We start from the raw sequence: 16,266 nt of genomic DNA, 5'->3' as shown, positions 1-16,266 counted from the left end.
TGGGGGGGTGGTGGTGGTGCTCGGGGGGCGGGGGGGACCCCGCGTGGTGTTCCGGGGCGGGCCGCCGCCCGGGGCCGGGGCCGGGGACTTGGCGGGGGGGGGCCCCCCCGGGCCCCCCCCGCCCCTTACCCGTGCGTGCGGGATGTTCAGCCCTCGGCCGACATGCGGCGACGGCGGTTGGCGAGCACCAGGGCGGCGCCCGCGGCGAGCGCGGAGGCGCTGCCGGCCGCGAGCCAGGCGTTCTCGGCGTCGTCGGCGCCCGTGCTCGCGAGCCGGCCGGACCCGCCCGCCACGGTCAGGTTGCTGTTGCTGCCGCCCGTGCTCGTGCCGGTGCCGGTGCTCGTACCCGTCCCCGTGCCCGTCGTTACGACCTGGGTCGTGCCGGTGCCGGTGCCGGTTCCTGTACCCGTACCCGTGCCGGTCCCCGTGCCCGACTCCTCGGCGGCCTTGTCCTTCGCCCGTGCCTCGTGCTGGCCGGTCTTCAGGAACGCGGCGCGGTCCGTGGCCGTCCCCTTGAGCGCGGCGAGGGCGGCCTTCTTCAGCTCCGGTCCGGGGGTTCCGTTCAGCATCGAGGAGATCAGCACCTCGTTGTCCGTGTCGCGCAGCGCGTGCTGGGTGTTCTTCACGAACTCCCGCAGCTCGGCGTGGGACGGGTGCCCGTCGAGGAGCGCCTCGACGGCCGCCTTCAGGCCCGGTCCGGCATCGCGCAGCATCCGCGCGAGCTCGACGCGGTCGTCGCTCGCGCGGACCGAGTGCTGGCCCACCGCGACGAACTGGCGCACCTGTTCCGGCGTCCCGTCGCGCAGCAGCTTCACGACGGCCTCGCGGATGCCCCGGCCCGCGCCGTTCAGCATCCGGAACAGCTCCACCTGGTCGTCCTCGTACCGGGCCGTGTGCTGCCCGGTCGTCAGGAACTCCTTCAGCGCGGCGTGGGTGTTCGCCCGCAGGGCCTTCTCGGCCTCGCGCTTCACGGCGACACCGCCGGTGCTGTGGAGCTGGGCGACCCGGACCCGGTCGTCGGTGAACTGCTCCTTCTGCCAGATGACCTCGAGGAAGCGCCGCATGTCCGCGGCGGTCCCGTCAAGGGCCTTCTGCGCCGCCTCGCGCACACCCGGACCGCTGGCCGGGTCGGCCAGGATCGCCTTGATCGCGGCCCGGTCCTTCGCCGCCTGCTCGTCGTCCCCGGACTTCCCGTCCGCGGCCTTGCCGGTCCCGGTCCGGTCGGCACCGGTCTTGTCGGTGTCGGCCTTCGGGGTCTCGGCCTTCGGGGCGTCGGGCGCCTGGTCGGGCGCGGTCGGTCCCGACGGCGTGGCCGGTGACACGGCGTCGGCGGCGAAGGCGGGGGAGGAGAGCAGGACGGCCGGGGCCATCGCGGCGGCGGCGGCGACCGACGCGATCCGGGTCAGCTTCACAGGTCATCCATTCTTCACGGCGTCGATGATCTTTTAAATGATCTTCAATCATCGAGAAGAATAGAACGATCATCGGCCGCCAAAGCCTCGATTTTCAGTCGGAATCAGACACTGTGGCGGGAATCTCCACGGTCACGCCCTCCTCTGACGACCGGCGGGCCGCCTCCAGTACGTCGAGGCAGTTCGCGGCCTCGTGCGCCGTCACCGGCGCGGGCCCGCCCGTGCGCAGCGCGGCCGCCACCGCCGCGTAGTACGCCGGGTAGTCGCCCTGCTCGGTCGGAACCGGGATCCCGCCGCCGGTCAGCGGGGACTCGCCGGAGCCGAGGACTCCCCACAGGTGCGGGGGCTCCTCGCCCCAGGGCAGGTCCCCGTCCGGCCGCAGCCCCTCGCGCAGGGCGCCCTCCTGCGGGTCCAGGCCGTACTTCACGTAGCCGGCCCGCGAACCCAGGACGCGGAACCGCGGTCCGAGCTGGGCGGTGGTCGCGCTGACGTAGAGGTGGGAGCGGACCCCGTTCGCGTGCGTGATCGCGATGAACGTGTCGTCGTCGGTCTCGGCGCCCGGGCGGCGCAGGTCGGCCTCCGCGTAGACCCGTACGGCCGGGCCGAACAGCACCAGCGCCTGGTCCACGACGTGACTGCCGAGGTCGTACAGCAGCCCGCCGATCTCCTCCGGGGCGCCCGACTCGCGCCAGCCGCCCTTCAGCTGCGGGCGCCAGCGCTCGAAACGGGACTCGAAGCGCTGGACCTCGCCGAGTTCGCCGTCGGCGACGAGGCGGCGCACGGTGAGGAAGTCGTTGTCCCAGCGGCGGTTCTGGAAGACGGAGAGGAAGGTGCCGCTGCGGTCCGCGAGGGCGGCGAGCGTGCGGGCCTCGGCGGCGGTGGCGGCGAGCGGCTTGTCCACGACCACCGGGATACCGGCTTCGAGGGCGGTGGTGGCGAGCGGGACGTGCGTCCGGTTGGGGGAGGCGATCACGACCAGGTCGAGGTCCCGGTCCCACAGCTCGGCGGCGGTGGCGGCGATGTGCACGTCGGCGAACTCCGCGCGGGCCTGGGCCTGCCGGGCCGGGTCGGAGGTGACGACGGTGTCGAGGGCGAGCCCGTCCGTGGCGGCCACGAGGGGGGCGTGGAAGACGGAGCCGGCGAGTCCGTAGCCGATGAGGCCGACGCGGAGGGGGGTGGAGGGGGCGGGGGTGCTCATGGTGACCACTTTGGCGACAGTGTTGCCAAAGTGCAAGGAGGGTGGACAATGGGCGAGTGAACAGGGGTAGCGGGGAGAGTCGTGGCGGGGTGAACCTGCCGGCGCTGCGCGGGTACAACGAGGCGCTGCTGCTGGACCTGCTGCGCGGCGCCGGCCCGGCGGGCCTGGGCCGCGCCGAACTCGCGGCCCGTACGGGGCTCACCCCGCAGGCCGTCAGCAAGATCACGGCCCGGCTCGGCGCGGACGGGCTGGTCGTCGAGGCCGGCCGCGCGGCGTCCACCGGCGGCAAGCCGCGCACCCTGCTCCGGCTGGTGCCGGGTGCGCGTCACGCCGTCGGCGTGCACCTGGACCGCGACGAGCTCCGGGCGGTACGGGTGGACCTGGCGGGCCGCGTAGTCGCCGAGAGCGGTGGCCCGCTGGACTTCGGGGCCGGCCCGGAGGCGGCGGTGGAGGCGGTCGTACGGGCGGTCGCGAGGGTCGGAGATCCGACCGGGCTGCCGCTCCTGGGCGTCGGCGTGGCCGCACCGGGGCCGCTCGATCACCGGGCCGGGGCGATGGGGCGGGTGACGGGGTTCCCGAGCTGGAAGGGCTTCCCGCTGCGGGGGGTGCTGGAGGGGCGGCTGGGCCTGCCGGTGCTGCTGGACAAGGACACGAACGCGGGTGCGGCCGCGGCCGCCGGGGCGTGGCTCTGGGCCGCCTGGCCGGATGAGGATGCGGATCCGGATGCGTATACGGGGCGGGGCGCGGATGCCGGGCCGGATGCCGCTGCGGCCGTGGCTGCGGGCCCGTATGCCGGTGGCGGGTCCCGCACCTGCGTGTACCTGCACGTAGGGACCGGGCTCGGCGCGGGGTTGTGGCTGGGCGGCGGGGTCTACCGGGGTGCCCGCTCGGCGGCGGGGGAGTTCGGCCACCAGGTGCTCCTGCTGGACGGCCCGCCGTGCCGGTGCGGGGCGCGGGGCTGCGTGGAGGTGCTGTGCCTGGGGGCGGTGGCCCGAGGTGATCTTTCCGAGGCGGCACGGATCCTGGGCGAGGGTGCGGCCAACTTGGTCGCGCTGCTGGACGTGGACCGTGTGCTGCTCGGCGGGCGAGTGGTGGAGGCGGCACCGGAGGTCTTCGTGGCCGGGGTCGGGGCCGTTCTCGCGGCCCGCGCGCTGGATCCGGCCCGGCCGGTGGTCGCCCTGGCGGGGGCGGGTGTGGCGGAGGGGGCGGCGGAGCTGGCGCTGGCGCCGTTGTTCGGGCGTGCGGGGTGAGTGAGGCGGGGTGAGGGGTGCAGGGCGTGGGGTGCGGGGTACGGGGTACGGGGCGAGGGGTACGGCGCCACGCCGTTGCCCGGGGCCGGGCCCCGGCTCCTCGAACGGCGGTGAGGGATTTGACCTCATCCACCATTCGGGCGTAAACCGGAACAACTCAGGCGTGGCTCTCGGTGAGGGGTCGCGCGGGGGTGGCAGGGTGCGGGCAGTGCCGGGGTGATTGTCACCTCGTCCGATCATCGTCCCGTCCGGCGAGCAGCGAAGGTCTTCCATGCGACTGCGCAAAGCCCTTGCCCTCACCGCAGCCCTCTCCGCCGCGCTGGTCGCCACCACCGCGCCCACCGCCGGAGCCGACATCGGCGCAGGGGGCGGACGCCCCGCGCCCGCGCTGCCCTCGCGCGCGCAGGCCACCTGCGGCGACGGGAAGAGCACCGCCTTCCCCATCGGGGCGCGGATCCGCGGCGGCCCGGCCGTGTACCGCACCGGTGCCGGGCCGCAGACCTGGTACCTGGACCTGACCAACACCACCAACTCCGAGTGCACGGCCATCCACCCGATCGTCGTCTTCACGGACAAGGCCCGCGTCCTGCGCCCCGCGCACCTGCGCATGGAGTTCGACGCCCCGGGCGGCACCTTCCCCGTCAGCCTGGAGAGCAGCGACCGCGACGAGATCATCGCCATTTTCGACGGCGGCGACGCCTTCCCCGGCTTCACCGTCGGCCCCGGCGGCTCCCTGACCGTCAAGGTGGGCCTCTCCTTCGCCCCCGACGCGCCCGTCGGCGAGGTCGTCGCCGACGCCGCCCTCGTCCAGCGCAAGGGTGACGACGGCGACTGGATCGGCGAGGCGGGCGGCTACCGGTTCTCGGTCGAGGGGCCGGAGGATCCCGTCGAGGCGGGCTCCCTCGCCCACACAGGCCCGCGCGAGTGGGCGTACGGGACGGGTGCCGTGGCCGCGCTCGCCACCGGTGGCGGCCTGCTGCTGGGGGCCCGCCGACTGCGCCGTTCCGCACGCTGAACCGTCCGCAGACCGTCCGCAGGCCGCACGCTGAACCGTCCGCAGGCCGTCCGCAGGCCGTCCGCAGACCGTCCGCAGGACGGCCGCGTCCCGCTCGCACCACGGTGCGGCCTCGAACGCACCGCGCAGGGCTCGCCGTCCGTCAGCCGCCCGTGAATCGTCCGCGAATTCGTCCGTGAATCGTCCGCGCGCCGTCCGCGCCCCCGTCACCTCGCGGCGCCGGGCGCCCCGCATAGAGTCCCACCGTGGAAGAACAGACCCAGCGGCACCGCCCCGGCTCACCCGTGCGTTCCGGCATTCCCGAGCACGGCCGCATCCCCAAGTACTACGCCGTCAAGGCCCGCATCGCCGAGCTCCTCGACGAGCTCGGCGAGGGCGGCGCGCTGCCCACCGAGCGCGATCTCGCCGAGCGGTACGAGGTGTCCCGCGAGACCGTCCGCCAAGCCCTGCGCGAGCTGCTGCTGGAGGGCCGGCTGCGCCGCTCCGGCCGCGGGACCGTCGTCGCCGGCCCCAAGCTGGAGCAGCCGCTCTCCCTCGCCAGCTACACCGAGGGCGTGCGCCGCCAGGGCCGCCGTCCGGGCCGTCATCTCATCGGCCTGGAGCAGTTCCCCTGTCCGCCCGACGTCGCCCCCGGCATCGGGGCCGAGCCCGGGGAGCCCGTCTGGCACCTGGAGCGGGTCCTGCTCGCCGACGACGAGCGCGTCGGCCTGGAGAGCACGTACATCCGGGTGGCCCGGGTCCCTCGCCTGGACAGCGACTTCCAGCCGGACTCCTCCTTCTACGCCTACCTCCGCGACAGCCTCGGCATCTCCTTCGGCGAGGCCGACGAGAAGCTGGAGACGGTTCTGGCGACCCCGCGCGAAGCCCTGCTGATCGGCACCCCGCCCGCTCTTCCCATGCTGCTCATCCACCGCTTCTCGCGGGACCAGGACGGCCGGCCGCTGGAACGGGTGCGTTCGCTCTACCGTGGTGACCGGTTCAGCTTCACGACCCGCCTGCGGGCCGAATAGTCCAGGAGCTATCGGTCTGTAGCGGGCAGAACGGGACGCATTTTCATCACAGAAAGATAACGGGTCTAGTCCAAGTGTCGGGGGCTGTTCACCGGGTCGTCGCCGGACCGATCCTCCCGGGTCACGGACCCGACCCACCGTTGGCGGCGTGAGAGTCATAGTCGTCGGAGGCGGCGTGGTCGGCACCATGCACGCCTGGCAAGCAGTCGAACGCGGCCACGAGGTCGTCCAGATCGAGCGAGAAGCGGAGGCCCGCGGCGCGTCCCTGCGTAATTTCGGCCAGATCTGGGTCAGCGGACGGGCCGGGGGAGAAGAGCTCGACACCGCCCTGCGGGCCCGCGAGCTCTGGGAACGCATAGGCGCGGAGGTGCCCGGCCTGGGCTTCCGCGCCAACGGCTCCCTCACTCCCGTCCGCACCCCCCGCGAACTCGCGGTCGCCGAGGCGGCCCTGGCCCGCCCGGATGCCGCCGCCCGCGGCTACAAGCTGCTCACTGCGGCCGAGGCACGGGAGATCAACCCGGCCCTGCGCGGCGCGTTCGAGGCCGCACTGTGGTGCGAGCGGGACGCGGCCGTCGAGCCGCGCACCGCGCAGCTCCACCTCCGGGAGGCCCTGCGCACCCGCGCCGCCGGCCGCTACACCTTCCTCGCCGACCGCGAGGTCCGCGAGGTGGCCGGCCTCGGGTCCGGACCCGGAGGCGGCCTCGGAGGCGGACCCGGAGTTGGCCTCGGAGGTGGCTTCGGAGCAGGACCCGGAGCCGGCCTCGGGTCCGGCACCGCAGCCGTCCGCGACGACCACGGCGACGTCCACCGCGCCGACACGGTGGTCCTGGCCACCGGCGCCTGGCTGTCCGGCCTGGTCCGCGAACTGGTTCCCGACCTGCCCGTGCGCCGCGTCCGCCTCCAGATGATGCAGACCGACCCGCTCGGCGAGCCGCTGACCACCTCGGTCGCGGACGCCGACAGCTTCCGCTACTACCCCGCCTACAAGTCCCCCGCGCTCGACACCCTCAACGCCGAACAGGCGCAGGCGCCGATCGCCGCCGAGCACAAGATGCAACTGCTGATGGTCCAGCGCCGAGACGGCGGACTGACCATCGGCGACACCCACGAGTACGAGCACCCCTTCGCCTTCGACACCCTCGAAGACCCCTACGAGCACGTCGCCGCCGTGGCCGAATCCTTCCTCGGCCGCCCGCTGCCGAGGATCCGCCACCGCTGGGCGGGCGTGTACGCGCAGTGCACCGACACCACCCGCGTCGTCCACCGCCAGCAGGTGGCCGACGGCGTCTGGCTGGTGACCGGACCCGGCGGGCGCGGCATGACCTGCTCGCCCGCCATAGCCGAGACCACCGCGAACGAACTGGGCTGGTAAGTCAGATGAGCGATATCACGCACGAAACCGACGTCACCCGGCGCAAGTTGGTCGTCCTCGACATGGCCGGCACCACCGTCGCCGACGGCGGCCTCGTCGAGCGCGCCTTCGAGCGGGCCGCCGAGCGCCTCGGTGTCGAGCCCGGCACCCCCGACCACGCCGAGAAGCTCCGGTACGTCCTCGACACCATGGGCGAGTCCAAGATCTCGGTCTTCCGCCACCTCTTCGGTACGGAGGAACTCGCCCGGCGCGCCAACTCCGCCTTCGAGGAGGCCTACGGAACCCTCGTCGACGGCGGTCTCGTCACCCCGCTCCCCGGCGCCCGCGCCGCGATCGAGCAGCTCCGCGCCGACGGCCGCACCGTCGTCCTGACCACCGGCTTCGCCCGGGTCACCCAGGACGCCATCCTCGACGCCCTCGGCTGGCAGGACCTCGCCGACCTCACCCTCTGCCCCGCCGACGCGGGCGGCCGCGGCCGCCCGTACCCGGACATGGTGCTGACCGCTTTCCTGCGCACCGGCGCCGCGGCCGACGTACGCGACGTCGTGGTCGCGGGCGACACCGCCTACGACATGCTCAGCGGCCGCCGCGCCGGCGCCGGGACCGTGGCGGGCGTCCTCACCGGAGCCCACGACCGCGCGGCGCTCACGCGAAACGGCGCGACCCACGTCCTGGCCTCCGTCGCCGAACTCCCCGACCTCCTCGCCCTCCCCACCCCGCTCGTGGAGTCGCCGTGAGCGGTATCCGTTTCGACGGGGTCAGCGTCGCCTACGGCGGCAACACCGTCCTGGACTCCCTCGACCTGACCGTCGAACCCGGCGAGGTGATGGCCCTGCTCGGCCCCTCCGGTTCCGGCAAGACCACGGCCCTGCGCGCCGTCGCCGGTTTCGTACGGCCCGTCGCGGGCCGGGTACTGATCGGGGGCCGGGACGTCACCGCGCTCCCGCCCCACAAGCGCGGCATCGGCATGGTCGTCCAGCAGTACGCGCTCTTCCCGCACATGCGGGTCGAGGACAACGTCGCCTTCGGCCTCAAGGCCCAGAAGGCCCCCAGGGCCGAGATCCCCGGCCGGGTCGCCGAGGCCCTCGAACTCACCGGCATGGCCGCCTACGCGCGGCGCCACCCCCGCGAGCTCTCCGGCGGCCAGCAGCAGCGCGTGGCCATCGCCCGCGCCCTCGCCATCCGCCCCGGGGTGCTCCTGCTCGACGAACCGCTGTCCGCACTCGACGCGCAGCTGCGCTCCGGGATGCTCACCGAGCTGGCCCGGCTGCACCGCGAACTGCCCGGCGTATCGATTCTGTACGTCACCCACGACCAGGTGGAGGCGCTCACGCTGGCCGACCGGATCGCCGTCATGGACCAGGCCCGGCTGCGGGACTGCGGGACCCCGCAGGAGCTGTACCGGGCCCCGCGCACCGAGTTCACCGCCTCGTTCGTCGGCAACGCGAACCTGCTGCCGGTGACGGTCGCCGAGAGCGGCGCGGTCTTCGAGGGCCGGACGCTGACCCTCGACCGCGGGCGCGCGGCGCCGGGCTCGACGGCGACCCTGTGCGTACGGCCGCACCTGCTCGGCCTCGGCACCGGACCCAACGCGCTGAGCGGCACCATCGCCGAGGTCCAGTGGCGCGGCTCGACGCACCGGCTGTACGTGGACGTCGGCGGCCACCGCGTGAAGGCGGACCTCCCCGAGCTGCGGGAGACGCCCGCGCTGGGGGACCGGGTCACGCTGCACTTCGAGCCGCGGGACGCCGTGCTGCTGGCCGCTGGGGTGTCGGATGGCTGAGGCCACGCGGCGGGCGGCCGTGCCGGCTCAGGACCGGGGCTCCGCCCCGGACCCCGCGCCTCAAACGCCGGCGAGGCGGGATGGGTCCCCGGCGGGGCTGGAAGGTTCCCCGGTGGGGCAAGGGGGTCTGAGGGTGCCGCGCGGCGTATGGGTCCTGCCGCCCGTCGCCGTGCTCGCGCTCGTGTTCCTGTATCCGCTCGCGCTGGTCGTCCAGCAGTCGCTCAGCCCCGAGGACGGTGGCGGTGCCTTCGACGCGTACGCCTCCGTCTTCGCCTCGCAGAGCTTCCGCGAGGCCCTCGGGACCACCGTCTGGCTGGCCGTCGGTGCGACAGCCGGCTGCCTCGTACTCGGCTTCACACTCGCGCTGATCATCGCCTTCGTGCCCTTCCCCGGGGCCCGCGCCGTCGCCAAGTTCATCGATGTCTTCCTCTCCTTCCCCTCCTTCCTCATCACCCTCGCCCTCCTCTTCGTCTACGGAACGGTCGGCATGGCCAACGGCCTCGTCACCGACCTCACCGGCGCCGCCGAGGGGCCCTTCCACTTCCTCACCACCCCCTGGGGCGTCCTGCTCGCGGAGATCACGTACTTCACGCCCTTCGTGATGCGCCCGCTGCTCGCCGCCTTCTCCCAGCTGGACACCGCCCAGCTGGAGGTCGCCGCCGGCCTCGGCGCCCGGCCCGCCCGGATCGTCCGGCAGGTGATCCTGCCCGAGGCCCTCCCGGCCCTCGCCGCGGGCGGCAGCCTCGTCCTGGTCATGTGCCTGAACGAGTTCGGGATCGTCCTGTTCACCGGCGCCAAGGACGTCACGACCCTCCCGATGCTCATCTACGGCAAGGCCATCCTCGAGTCCGACTACGCGGCCGCCTGCGTGGTCGCCGTCGTCAACATCGCGATATCCGTCGGCCTGTTCGGCCTCTACCGGGTGGTGGGCAAGCGTGCTGGTGCATAGCAAGAGCGGCCGCTGGGCCGCCTGGGGCCTCTTCGGCCTCCTCTTCCTGCCGCTGTTCGCCCTGCCCCTGCTCGTCGTGGTCGCGGCCTCCTTCGCCACCCACTGGTCCGGGGCCTTCCCCTCCGGCCCCACCACCGAGAACTACGCGGCCGCCGTGCGCGGCGAATCCCTCCAGGCCCTGACCACCAGCCTGGTCACCGCCCTCGCCGCCAGCCTCCTCGCGCTCGCCGTCGGCACCTGGGCCGCGCTGGCCGCCGCCACGCTGAGGAAGCGGGCGAAGCGAATCCTGGACGCGCTGTTCATGCTGCCCGTCGCCGTGCCGTCCGTGGTCGTCGGCCTCGCCGTGCTCGTCGCCTTCAGCCGGCCCCCGGTCCTGCTGAACGGCACCAGCTCGATCGTCATCCTGGCGCACACGATCCTTGTCACGGCGTTCGCCCACCAGTCGGTCTCGGCGGCGATCGTACGGCTCGACCCCGCGTACGAGCAGGCGGCCGCCTCCCTGGGCGCCCGTCCCGCGTACGTCCTGTGGCGGGTCAGACTCCCTCTCCTGCTGCCGTCCCTCACGGCCGCGGCCGGTCTCTGCTTCGCCCTGTCCATGGGCGAGCTGAGCGCCACGATGATGCTCTACCCGCCGGACTGGATGCCCCTCCCGGTCCGCATCTTCACCGCCACCGACCGCGGTTCGCTCTACGGCGGCTCCGCCGTCGCCGTGGTCCTGATGGCCACCACCCTGCTGGTCCTCCTGGCCGTCTCCCGCGTCCGCACCAGGGCCTCCTACCGCTGAACCACCTGAACCACCTGATCCACCTGATCCACCTGAACCACCCTCCCCGTCCGACTCCTTCTCCGACTCCCTTTCCCCGTAAGGAAGTTCCATGACCGGCAAGAGACTCCTCCGCACCGCCACCGTCGTCACCGGCGGCCTCGCCCTCGCCTCCTCCCTCACCGCCTGCGGCGGCGGCTCCTCCGCCGCCGACTCCGAGGGCGGCGAGAAGGTCGTCACCGTCTACAGCGCCGACGGCCTCAAGAGCGAGAAGGGCGACGGCTGGTACGACAAGGTCTTCGCCGACTTCACCAAGAAGACCGGCATCGAGGTCAAGTACGTCGAGGGCGGCTCCGGCGAGATGGTGCAGCGCGCCGTCCGCGAGAAGACCAACACCCAGGCCGACGTACTGATCACCCTGCCGCCCTTCATCCAGCAGGCCGACGGCAAGGGCCTGCTCCAGCCCTACAAGCCGCAGGGCTCCGAGAAGGTCAACGGCGCGGACAAGGCCGCCGACGGCAAGTGGACCTCGGTCGTCAAGAACTACTTCGGCTTCGTCTACAACAAGAAGGAGCTCGCCGAGGCCCCCAAGACCTGGGAGGAGCTGCTGGACGCCAAGTACAAGGGCAAGCTGCAGTACTCCACCCCGGGTGTCGCGGGCGACGGCACCGCCGTGCTCATCAAGTCGATGCACGACTTCGGCGGCCAGGAGCCGGCGATGGAGTACCTGAAGAAGCTCCAGGCCAACAACGTCGGCCCGTCCTCCTCCACCAGCAAGCTGGCGCCCAAGACCGACAAGGGCGAGCTGCTCGTGGCCAACGGCGACGTCCAGATGAACTTCGCGCAGTCCAAGTCCATGCCGAACCTGGGCATCTGGTTTCCGGCGAAGGAGGGCGGCAAGCCCACCAGCTTCGCCCTGCCGTACGCGGCCGGCCTGGTCGACAAGGCCCCGCACACCGAGAACGGCAAGAAGCTCCTCGACTTCCTGCTCAGCGAGGAGGCCCAGCAGCTGGTCAGCGGAGTCGGCGGCGGCTTCCCGGCGCGCACCGACGTCAAGCCGACCGACGCCAACGCCGTGGAACTCACCAAGCTCATGACGGGCGTGGAGATCTTCGAGCCGAACTGGGCCGACATCGACAAGAACCTCACCGGCTACGTCGACGCGTGGAAGTCGGCAACCGGAAGCTGACCGGTTACTTCCTGGCCACCCCCGACCGGCAGAGTGACCTTTATATAACGGGTCTGGACCGAAGACCGCACCTTCGGTCCGGACCCGGCGCACACCGACACATACCGGAACGCACACCGGAACGCACACCGGAACGCACGCCGAAGGTCGAATCTCCCCCGCTCCTTTCGCCGCTCACTTGCTCCCAGGAGGAGTACGTGTCCCCTGTCCTGCCCAGACGTCGTGCCATCGCCGCGACCGCCGTCACCTCCGCCCTGATCGCCGTCGTCGCGGCCACCCCCGCCACCCCCGCCGGCGCCGCCGGCGCGGCGGCCAACACCGACAAGGTCCTCGTCATCGGCATCGACGGCGCGGTCCTGGACCGCGTCAAGGCCGCCAACGCGCCTCACCTGAACGGCCTGATGGCCCAGGGCCTGACCGCCCGCAGCACCCTCTACGCGAGCCCGATGGCCGCCACCTCCTCGGGCCCCGGCTGGTCCACCATCGCCACCGGGGTCTGGCCCGACAAGCACGGCGTGAAGGACAACTCCTTCACCGGCAAGAACTACGCCGCCTACCCGGACTTCCTGACCCGCATCGAGAACGCCAAGCCGGCGCTCAACACGTACGCGGCCGCCGACTGGGAGCCCATCACCTCCACCGACCAGAACGGCCCGATCTTCTCCCCGAAGGTCGACAAGCGCCTCTCCCTCAAGGGTGACCGGGACGGCTACCGCACCGAGGATCCGAAGGTCGCCGCGGCCGCCGCCGCCGAACTGCGCGACCAGAACCCGGACGCCGCCTTCGTCTACCTCGGCGAGATCGACGCGGCCGGCCACTCCTACGGCGCGGCCAGCCAGCAGTACCTCGACACCGTCGCCCGCGTCGACACCCTGGTCGGCCAGCTGCTCACCGCCGTCAAGAACCGCCCGACGTACGCCCAGGAGAACTGGAAGATCCTGGTCACCACCGACCACGGCCACACCGACTCCGGCGGCCACGGCGGCTCGACCATCCAGGAGCGCGGCACCTTCGTCATCGCCAAGGGCGCGGGCATCCCGGCCGGCTCCGTACGCGCCGACGTGAAGCTGGCCGACGTCGCCGCCATCGCGCTCGCCCAGGTCGGCGTCAGCGGCTCCGGCCTCGACGGCGTCCCGCTGAACGCCCCGGACGACGACCCCTTCGACACCCTGCGCCCGAACCTCCAGGCCCGGGTGGACGAGACGGGCATCCCGGCCGGGGTGAAGGGCTTCACGCACACCCCGCCCGCCGGCTGGTCCGTCGACAACTCCAGGATGGGCACGGGCGGTGTCACCGAGTGGGCCGGCTGGGCCTTCGCGACCGACGAGTTCTGGAGCCAGTCGCAGCGCGACCAGTGGCGCGAGCTGAACGTCCGCTCCCGTGACGTCTTCGCCGTCGCCGACTCCGACGAGTGGGACGACAAGAGCCACACCGGCACCTTCGACTCCACCCTCGTCACCCCCAAGTGGGCGGTCAGCGGCGGCAGCACGCGGAATCTGACCTTCCAGACGCACTACCGCCACGAGGCCGGCCAGACCGCCCAGGTCCTGGTCTCCTACAACGGCGCCGCCCCGGCCGTGGTGAAGACCTACACCGCCGACGCCCTCGCCAAGTCCGAGTCCCTCGCCCTCCAGGTCCCTGCAGGCGCCACCGACGTCCAGGTCCGCTTCCGCTACAGCGGCAACAACAACTGGTTCTGGACCGTCGACAACGTCCGCCTGGGCTGATTTCCTGGGCGGTCTCCTGGACTGATCGCCCCGCCCCGCGGTCCGGGTCCGGGCTGTGGACGGCAAGGACGTCCACAGCCCGGCCCCGATAGGGTGGTACAGACCAGAGTTCGCAGGTCACCGAGAGCGGAGAACAATCCAGTGGCAGAGCGCAAGCCGATCGAATCCTGGCTCACCGACATGGACGGGGTCCTCATCCACGAGGGCACCCCGATCCCCGGCGCCGATGCCTTCATCAAGCGGCTGCGCGAGTCCGGCAAGCCCTTCCTGGTGCTGACCAACAACTCGATCTACACCCCCCGCGACCTCCAGGCCCGCCTGAGCCGCATGGGGCTGCAGGTCCCCGTCGAGAACATCTGGACCTCGGCGCTGGCCACCGCGAAGTTCCTCGACGACCAGCGTCCGGGCGGCACGGCGTACGTCATCGGCGAGGCCGGCCTGACCACCGCCCTCCACGACATCGGCTACATCCTGACCGACCACGAGCCCGACTACGTGGTCCTGGGCGAGACCCGGACGTACAGCTTCGAGGCGATGACCAAGGCGGTCCGCCTGATCAACGCGGGTGCGCGCTTCATCTGCACCAACCCCGACGAGACCGGCCCCTCCACCGAGGGCCCGCTCCCGGCCACCGGCGCCGTCGCCGCGCTGATCACCAAGGCGACCGGCAAGAAGCCGTACTTCGCCGGCAAGCCGAACCCGCTGATGATGCGTACCGGCCTGAACGCCATCGGCGCGCACTCGGAGACCAGTGCGATGATCGGCGACCGGATGGACACCGACGTGCTGGCCGGTCTGGAGGCGGGCATGCAGACCTTCCTCGTCCTCACCGGCCTGACCACCGAGCAGGACACCGAGAAGTTCCCGTTCCGCCCGACCAAGACGGTCGCCTCGATCGCGGACCTGGTCGACCTGGTCTGACGCGTACGCCGTACCGCGCACCGCGCACCGCGCACGCGCATGCCGCGTACCCGCCTACGGCCGAACGGGCGTACCGCGTTTGGGGCGTACGGCCGACACGTACGGCGCCGCTCCGGATGCGCGGCGGCGCGCCGCGCGTGAATCTCCTTGTCGAGGAGGTTCACCATGCGCAGTGTTCCGATCGCTGTCCGCACCACCGCGATGGCCGTCGCCCTGGCGGCATTCTCGGCGGTGACCGCGCCGATCGCCCTCGCGGGCGAGGAGGACCGCAGTGACCGCGGAGACCGCGGCAGCGTCACGGTCGACCCGAACCCGGCTCACCCCGGAGCGCAGGTCAAGCTGCGCGTCCAGGGCTGTGACGGCACCCGCGGAGCCGCCAAGTCCGCCGTCTTCGTGTCGGACGTCGACCTGTACGGCCGGGACGGCGGCCGCAGCCCGCTCTACGGCGACGCGATGATCAGCTCGCACGCCTCGCCGGGCTGGCACTCCGTCCGGGTGACGTGCGACGGCCACGACAAGGTCAGCGGTTCCGTCCAGATCTCCGCGTACCGCCCGTCCCACCACGCCACACCCGTCTGGCCGGTGCACGCGGGCGGCGGCGGCATGTCCGCCGAACTCGCGGCGGAGTCGGCCAAGAAGGCCCACGGCGCCGACGGACCGGGGCTGCCGCACACGGTGATCGGCGCCGTCCTCGCCGCGGTCGCCACCCTGGCCGTCGCGGGCCGGGCGCTGGCCCTGCGCCGCCGCCGCGGGGAGTGAGGCCGGTGCGTGCCGGTGAGGGCCGGTGCGTGCCGGTGAGTGCCGGTGAGTGCCGGTGAGTGAGGACAAGGCCTCCGCCGGCGGCCGGCTGCTGACCTTCGCCGCCTGGGCGGTGCTGGTGCTCGGCCTGTGGCTGTGGGGCCACCAGCTCACCGTGGCGCCGGCCCCGCCCGCCGGTCAGGCCGGCGGGACGGTGGGTCCGGGGCTGCCGGCCGCGCACGCCCCGCTCGCCGCGGCCCCGCCCCAGCGCGTCGACGTGCCGTCCATAGGCATCCAGGCCCCGGTGATCTCCCGGGACCTGGACAAGGACGGGGCGATCGAGCCGCCCCCGTACGACCGGCCGGGCACGGTGGGCTGGTGGGGCCGGGGCACCCAGCCGGGGACGGCCGGGACGGCGCTGATGGTGGGGCACGTGGACACCCGGTCCAAGCCGGCGGTGTTCTACGGCCTGAGCTCCGCGCAGCCGGGCGACAAGGTGCGGGTGGTGCGGACGGACGGCTCGGTCGCCGAGTTCACGGTCGAGGACGTACGGGTCTACGAGCGCGCGGTCTTCGACGCGCACAAGGCCTACGGCCAGCGGGTCCGGGGCCGCGCCGAGCTGAGGCTGGTGACCTGTGGGGGCTCGTACGACAAGGCGGCCAAGGAGTACACGGCGAACGTGGTGGTCTCCGCCTACCTGACGGGCGTGGGAGCCCGCCCGGGCGCGCCGGGTACCGCGGCCTGAGCGGCCGCGCCGCAGGCGGGAAACGAAGAAGCCCCTCGCAGCTTTCGCTGTGAGGGGCTTCTTCCGTCTGTGCGCCGCCAGGGACTCGAACCCCGGACCCGCTGATTAAGAGTCAGCTGCTCTAACCAACTGAGCTAGCGGCGCTTGGTGACAGAGAAAACTCTACCCCACCTCCGGGGGTGCCCGTGACCAGG

At 72.7% G+C, this 16,266-nt stretch carries 15 protein-coding genes and 1 tRNA gene; 13 read left to right on the top strand and 3 right to left on the bottom strand.

The genetic code is table 11. From position 1 onward, the window contains the following. Positions 1-146 precede the first annotated feature (146 nt). Both ACFY04_RS04530 and ACFY04_RS04525 read right to left on the bottom strand, forming a co-directional pair. On the bottom strand, positions 147-1,412 hold the full coding sequence (locus tag ACFY04_RS04530) for an ALF repeat-containing protein (RefSeq protein ID WP_389114167.1): 1,266 nt from the start codon (positions 1,410-1,412) through the stop codon (positions 147-149). Positions 1,413-1,506: 94 nt separating this feature from the next. Further along, positions 1,507-2,610: a Gfo/Idh/MocA family oxidoreductase gene (locus ACFY04_RS04525; protein ID WP_389114166.1), complete on the bottom strand. Its 1,104-nt coding sequence runs from the start codon at positions 2,608-2,610 to the stop codon at positions 1,507-1,509. A 56-nt stretch (positions 2,611-2,666) separates the two neighbouring features. Here ACFY04_RS04525 and ACFY04_RS04520 point away from each other — a divergent pair, with 56 nt between their 5' ends. From ACFY04_RS04520 to ACFY04_RS04460, 13 genes are all read left to right on the top strand, one after another. Next, a complete protein-coding gene (locus ACFY04_RS04520) occupies positions 2,667-3,860 on the top strand; it encodes an ROK family protein (RefSeq protein ID WP_389114165.1) in 1,194 nt (397 codons plus the stop codon). Positions 3,861-4,131: 271 nt separating this feature from the next. Further along, a complete protein-coding gene (locus ACFY04_RS04515; protein ID WP_389114164.1) occupies positions 4,132-4,875 on the top strand; it encodes a hypothetical protein in 744 nt (247 codons plus the stop codon). Between the two features lie 245 nt (positions 4,876-5,120). Next, positions 5,121-5,885, top strand: a complete 765-nt coding sequence (locus tag ACFY04_RS04510) for a GntR family transcriptional regulator (protein ID WP_389114163.1) — start codon at positions 5,121-5,123, stop codon at positions 5,883-5,885. A gap of 148 nt (positions 5,886-6,033) precedes the next feature. Continuing rightward, positions 6,034-7,257 carry a TIGR03364 family FAD-dependent oxidoreductase gene (locus ACFY04_RS04505; RefSeq protein WP_389114162.1) on the top strand — a complete coding sequence of 408 codons (1,224 nt, stop codon included), beginning with the start codon at positions 6,034-6,036 and terminating at the stop codon, positions 7,255-7,257. Positions 7,258-7,262: 5 nt separating this feature from the next. Further along, positions 7,263-7,994, top strand: coding sequence for a phosphonatase-like hydrolase (locus ACFY04_RS04500; protein ID WP_389114161.1), 732 nt, complete (start codon positions 7,263-7,265; stop codon positions 7,992-7,994). Next, on the top strand, positions 7,991-9,040 hold the full coding sequence (locus tag ACFY04_RS04495) for an ABC transporter ATP-binding protein (protein ID WP_389114160.1): 1,050 nt from the start codon (positions 7,991-7,993) through the stop codon (positions 9,038-9,040). Before ACFY04_RS04500 ends, ACFY04_RS04495 begins: the two co-directional genes overlap by 4 nt. Continuing rightward, positions 9,033-9,989 (top strand): 2-aminoethylphosphonate ABC transporter permease subunit, encoded by a 957-nt coding sequence (locus ACFY04_RS04490; protein WP_389114159.1) that lies wholly within the window; start codon positions 9,033-9,035, stop codon positions 9,987-9,989. Before ACFY04_RS04495 ends, ACFY04_RS04490 begins: the two co-directional genes overlap by 8 nt. Further along, positions 9,976-10,773 carry an ABC transporter permease gene (locus ACFY04_RS04485; protein WP_389114158.1) on the top strand — a complete coding sequence of 266 codons (798 nt, stop codon included), beginning with the start codon at positions 9,976-9,978 and terminating at the stop codon, positions 10,771-10,773. The genes ACFY04_RS04490 and ACFY04_RS04485 overlap by 14 nt, the downstream gene beginning before the upstream one ends. 91 nt (positions 10,774-10,864) lie before the next feature. Continuing rightward, positions 10,865-11,941, top strand: coding sequence for a 2-aminoethylphosphonate ABC transporter substrate-binding protein (locus tag ACFY04_RS04480; protein ID WP_389114157.1), 1,077 nt, complete (start codon positions 10,865-10,867; stop codon positions 11,939-11,941). Positions 11,942-12,138: 197 nt separating this feature from the next. Next, entirely contained in the window at positions 12,139-13,668 is a 1,530-nt protein-coding gene (locus tag ACFY04_RS04475; RefSeq protein ID WP_389114156.1) for an alkaline phosphatase family protein, read from the top strand. A 141-nt stretch (positions 13,669-13,809) separates the two neighbouring features. Continuing rightward, positions 13,810-14,589: an HAD-IIA family hydrolase gene (locus ACFY04_RS04470; RefSeq protein WP_030016791.1), complete on the top strand. Its 780-nt coding sequence runs from the start codon at positions 13,810-13,812 to the stop codon at positions 14,587-14,589. 165 nt (positions 14,590-14,754) lie between these two features. Next, positions 14,755-15,348 carry a hypothetical protein gene (locus tag ACFY04_RS04465; protein WP_389114155.1) on the top strand — a complete coding sequence of 198 codons (594 nt, stop codon included), beginning with the start codon at positions 14,755-14,757 and terminating at the stop codon, positions 15,346-15,348. A gap of 55 nt (positions 15,349-15,403) precedes the next feature. Then, on the top strand, positions 15,404-16,072 hold the full coding sequence (locus tag ACFY04_RS04460) for a class F sortase (protein WP_389114154.1): 669 nt from the start codon (positions 15,404-15,406) through the stop codon (positions 16,070-16,072). Positions 16,073-16,142: 70 nt separating this feature from the next. Here ACFY04_RS04460 and ACFY04_RS04455 read toward each other — a convergent pair. Beyond that, positions 16,143-16,216 (bottom strand) — tRNA-Lys (locus ACFY04_RS04455). Between the last annotated feature and the right edge of the window lie 50 nt (positions 16,217-16,266).

This window comes from Streptomyces sp. NPDC001549, assembly GCF_042894025.1.
Lineage (GTDB): Bacteria > Actinomycetota > Actinomycetes > Streptomycetales > Streptomycetaceae > Streptomyces > Streptomyces kutzneri.
This window is presented reverse-complemented; position numbering and strand designations above follow the sequence as displayed.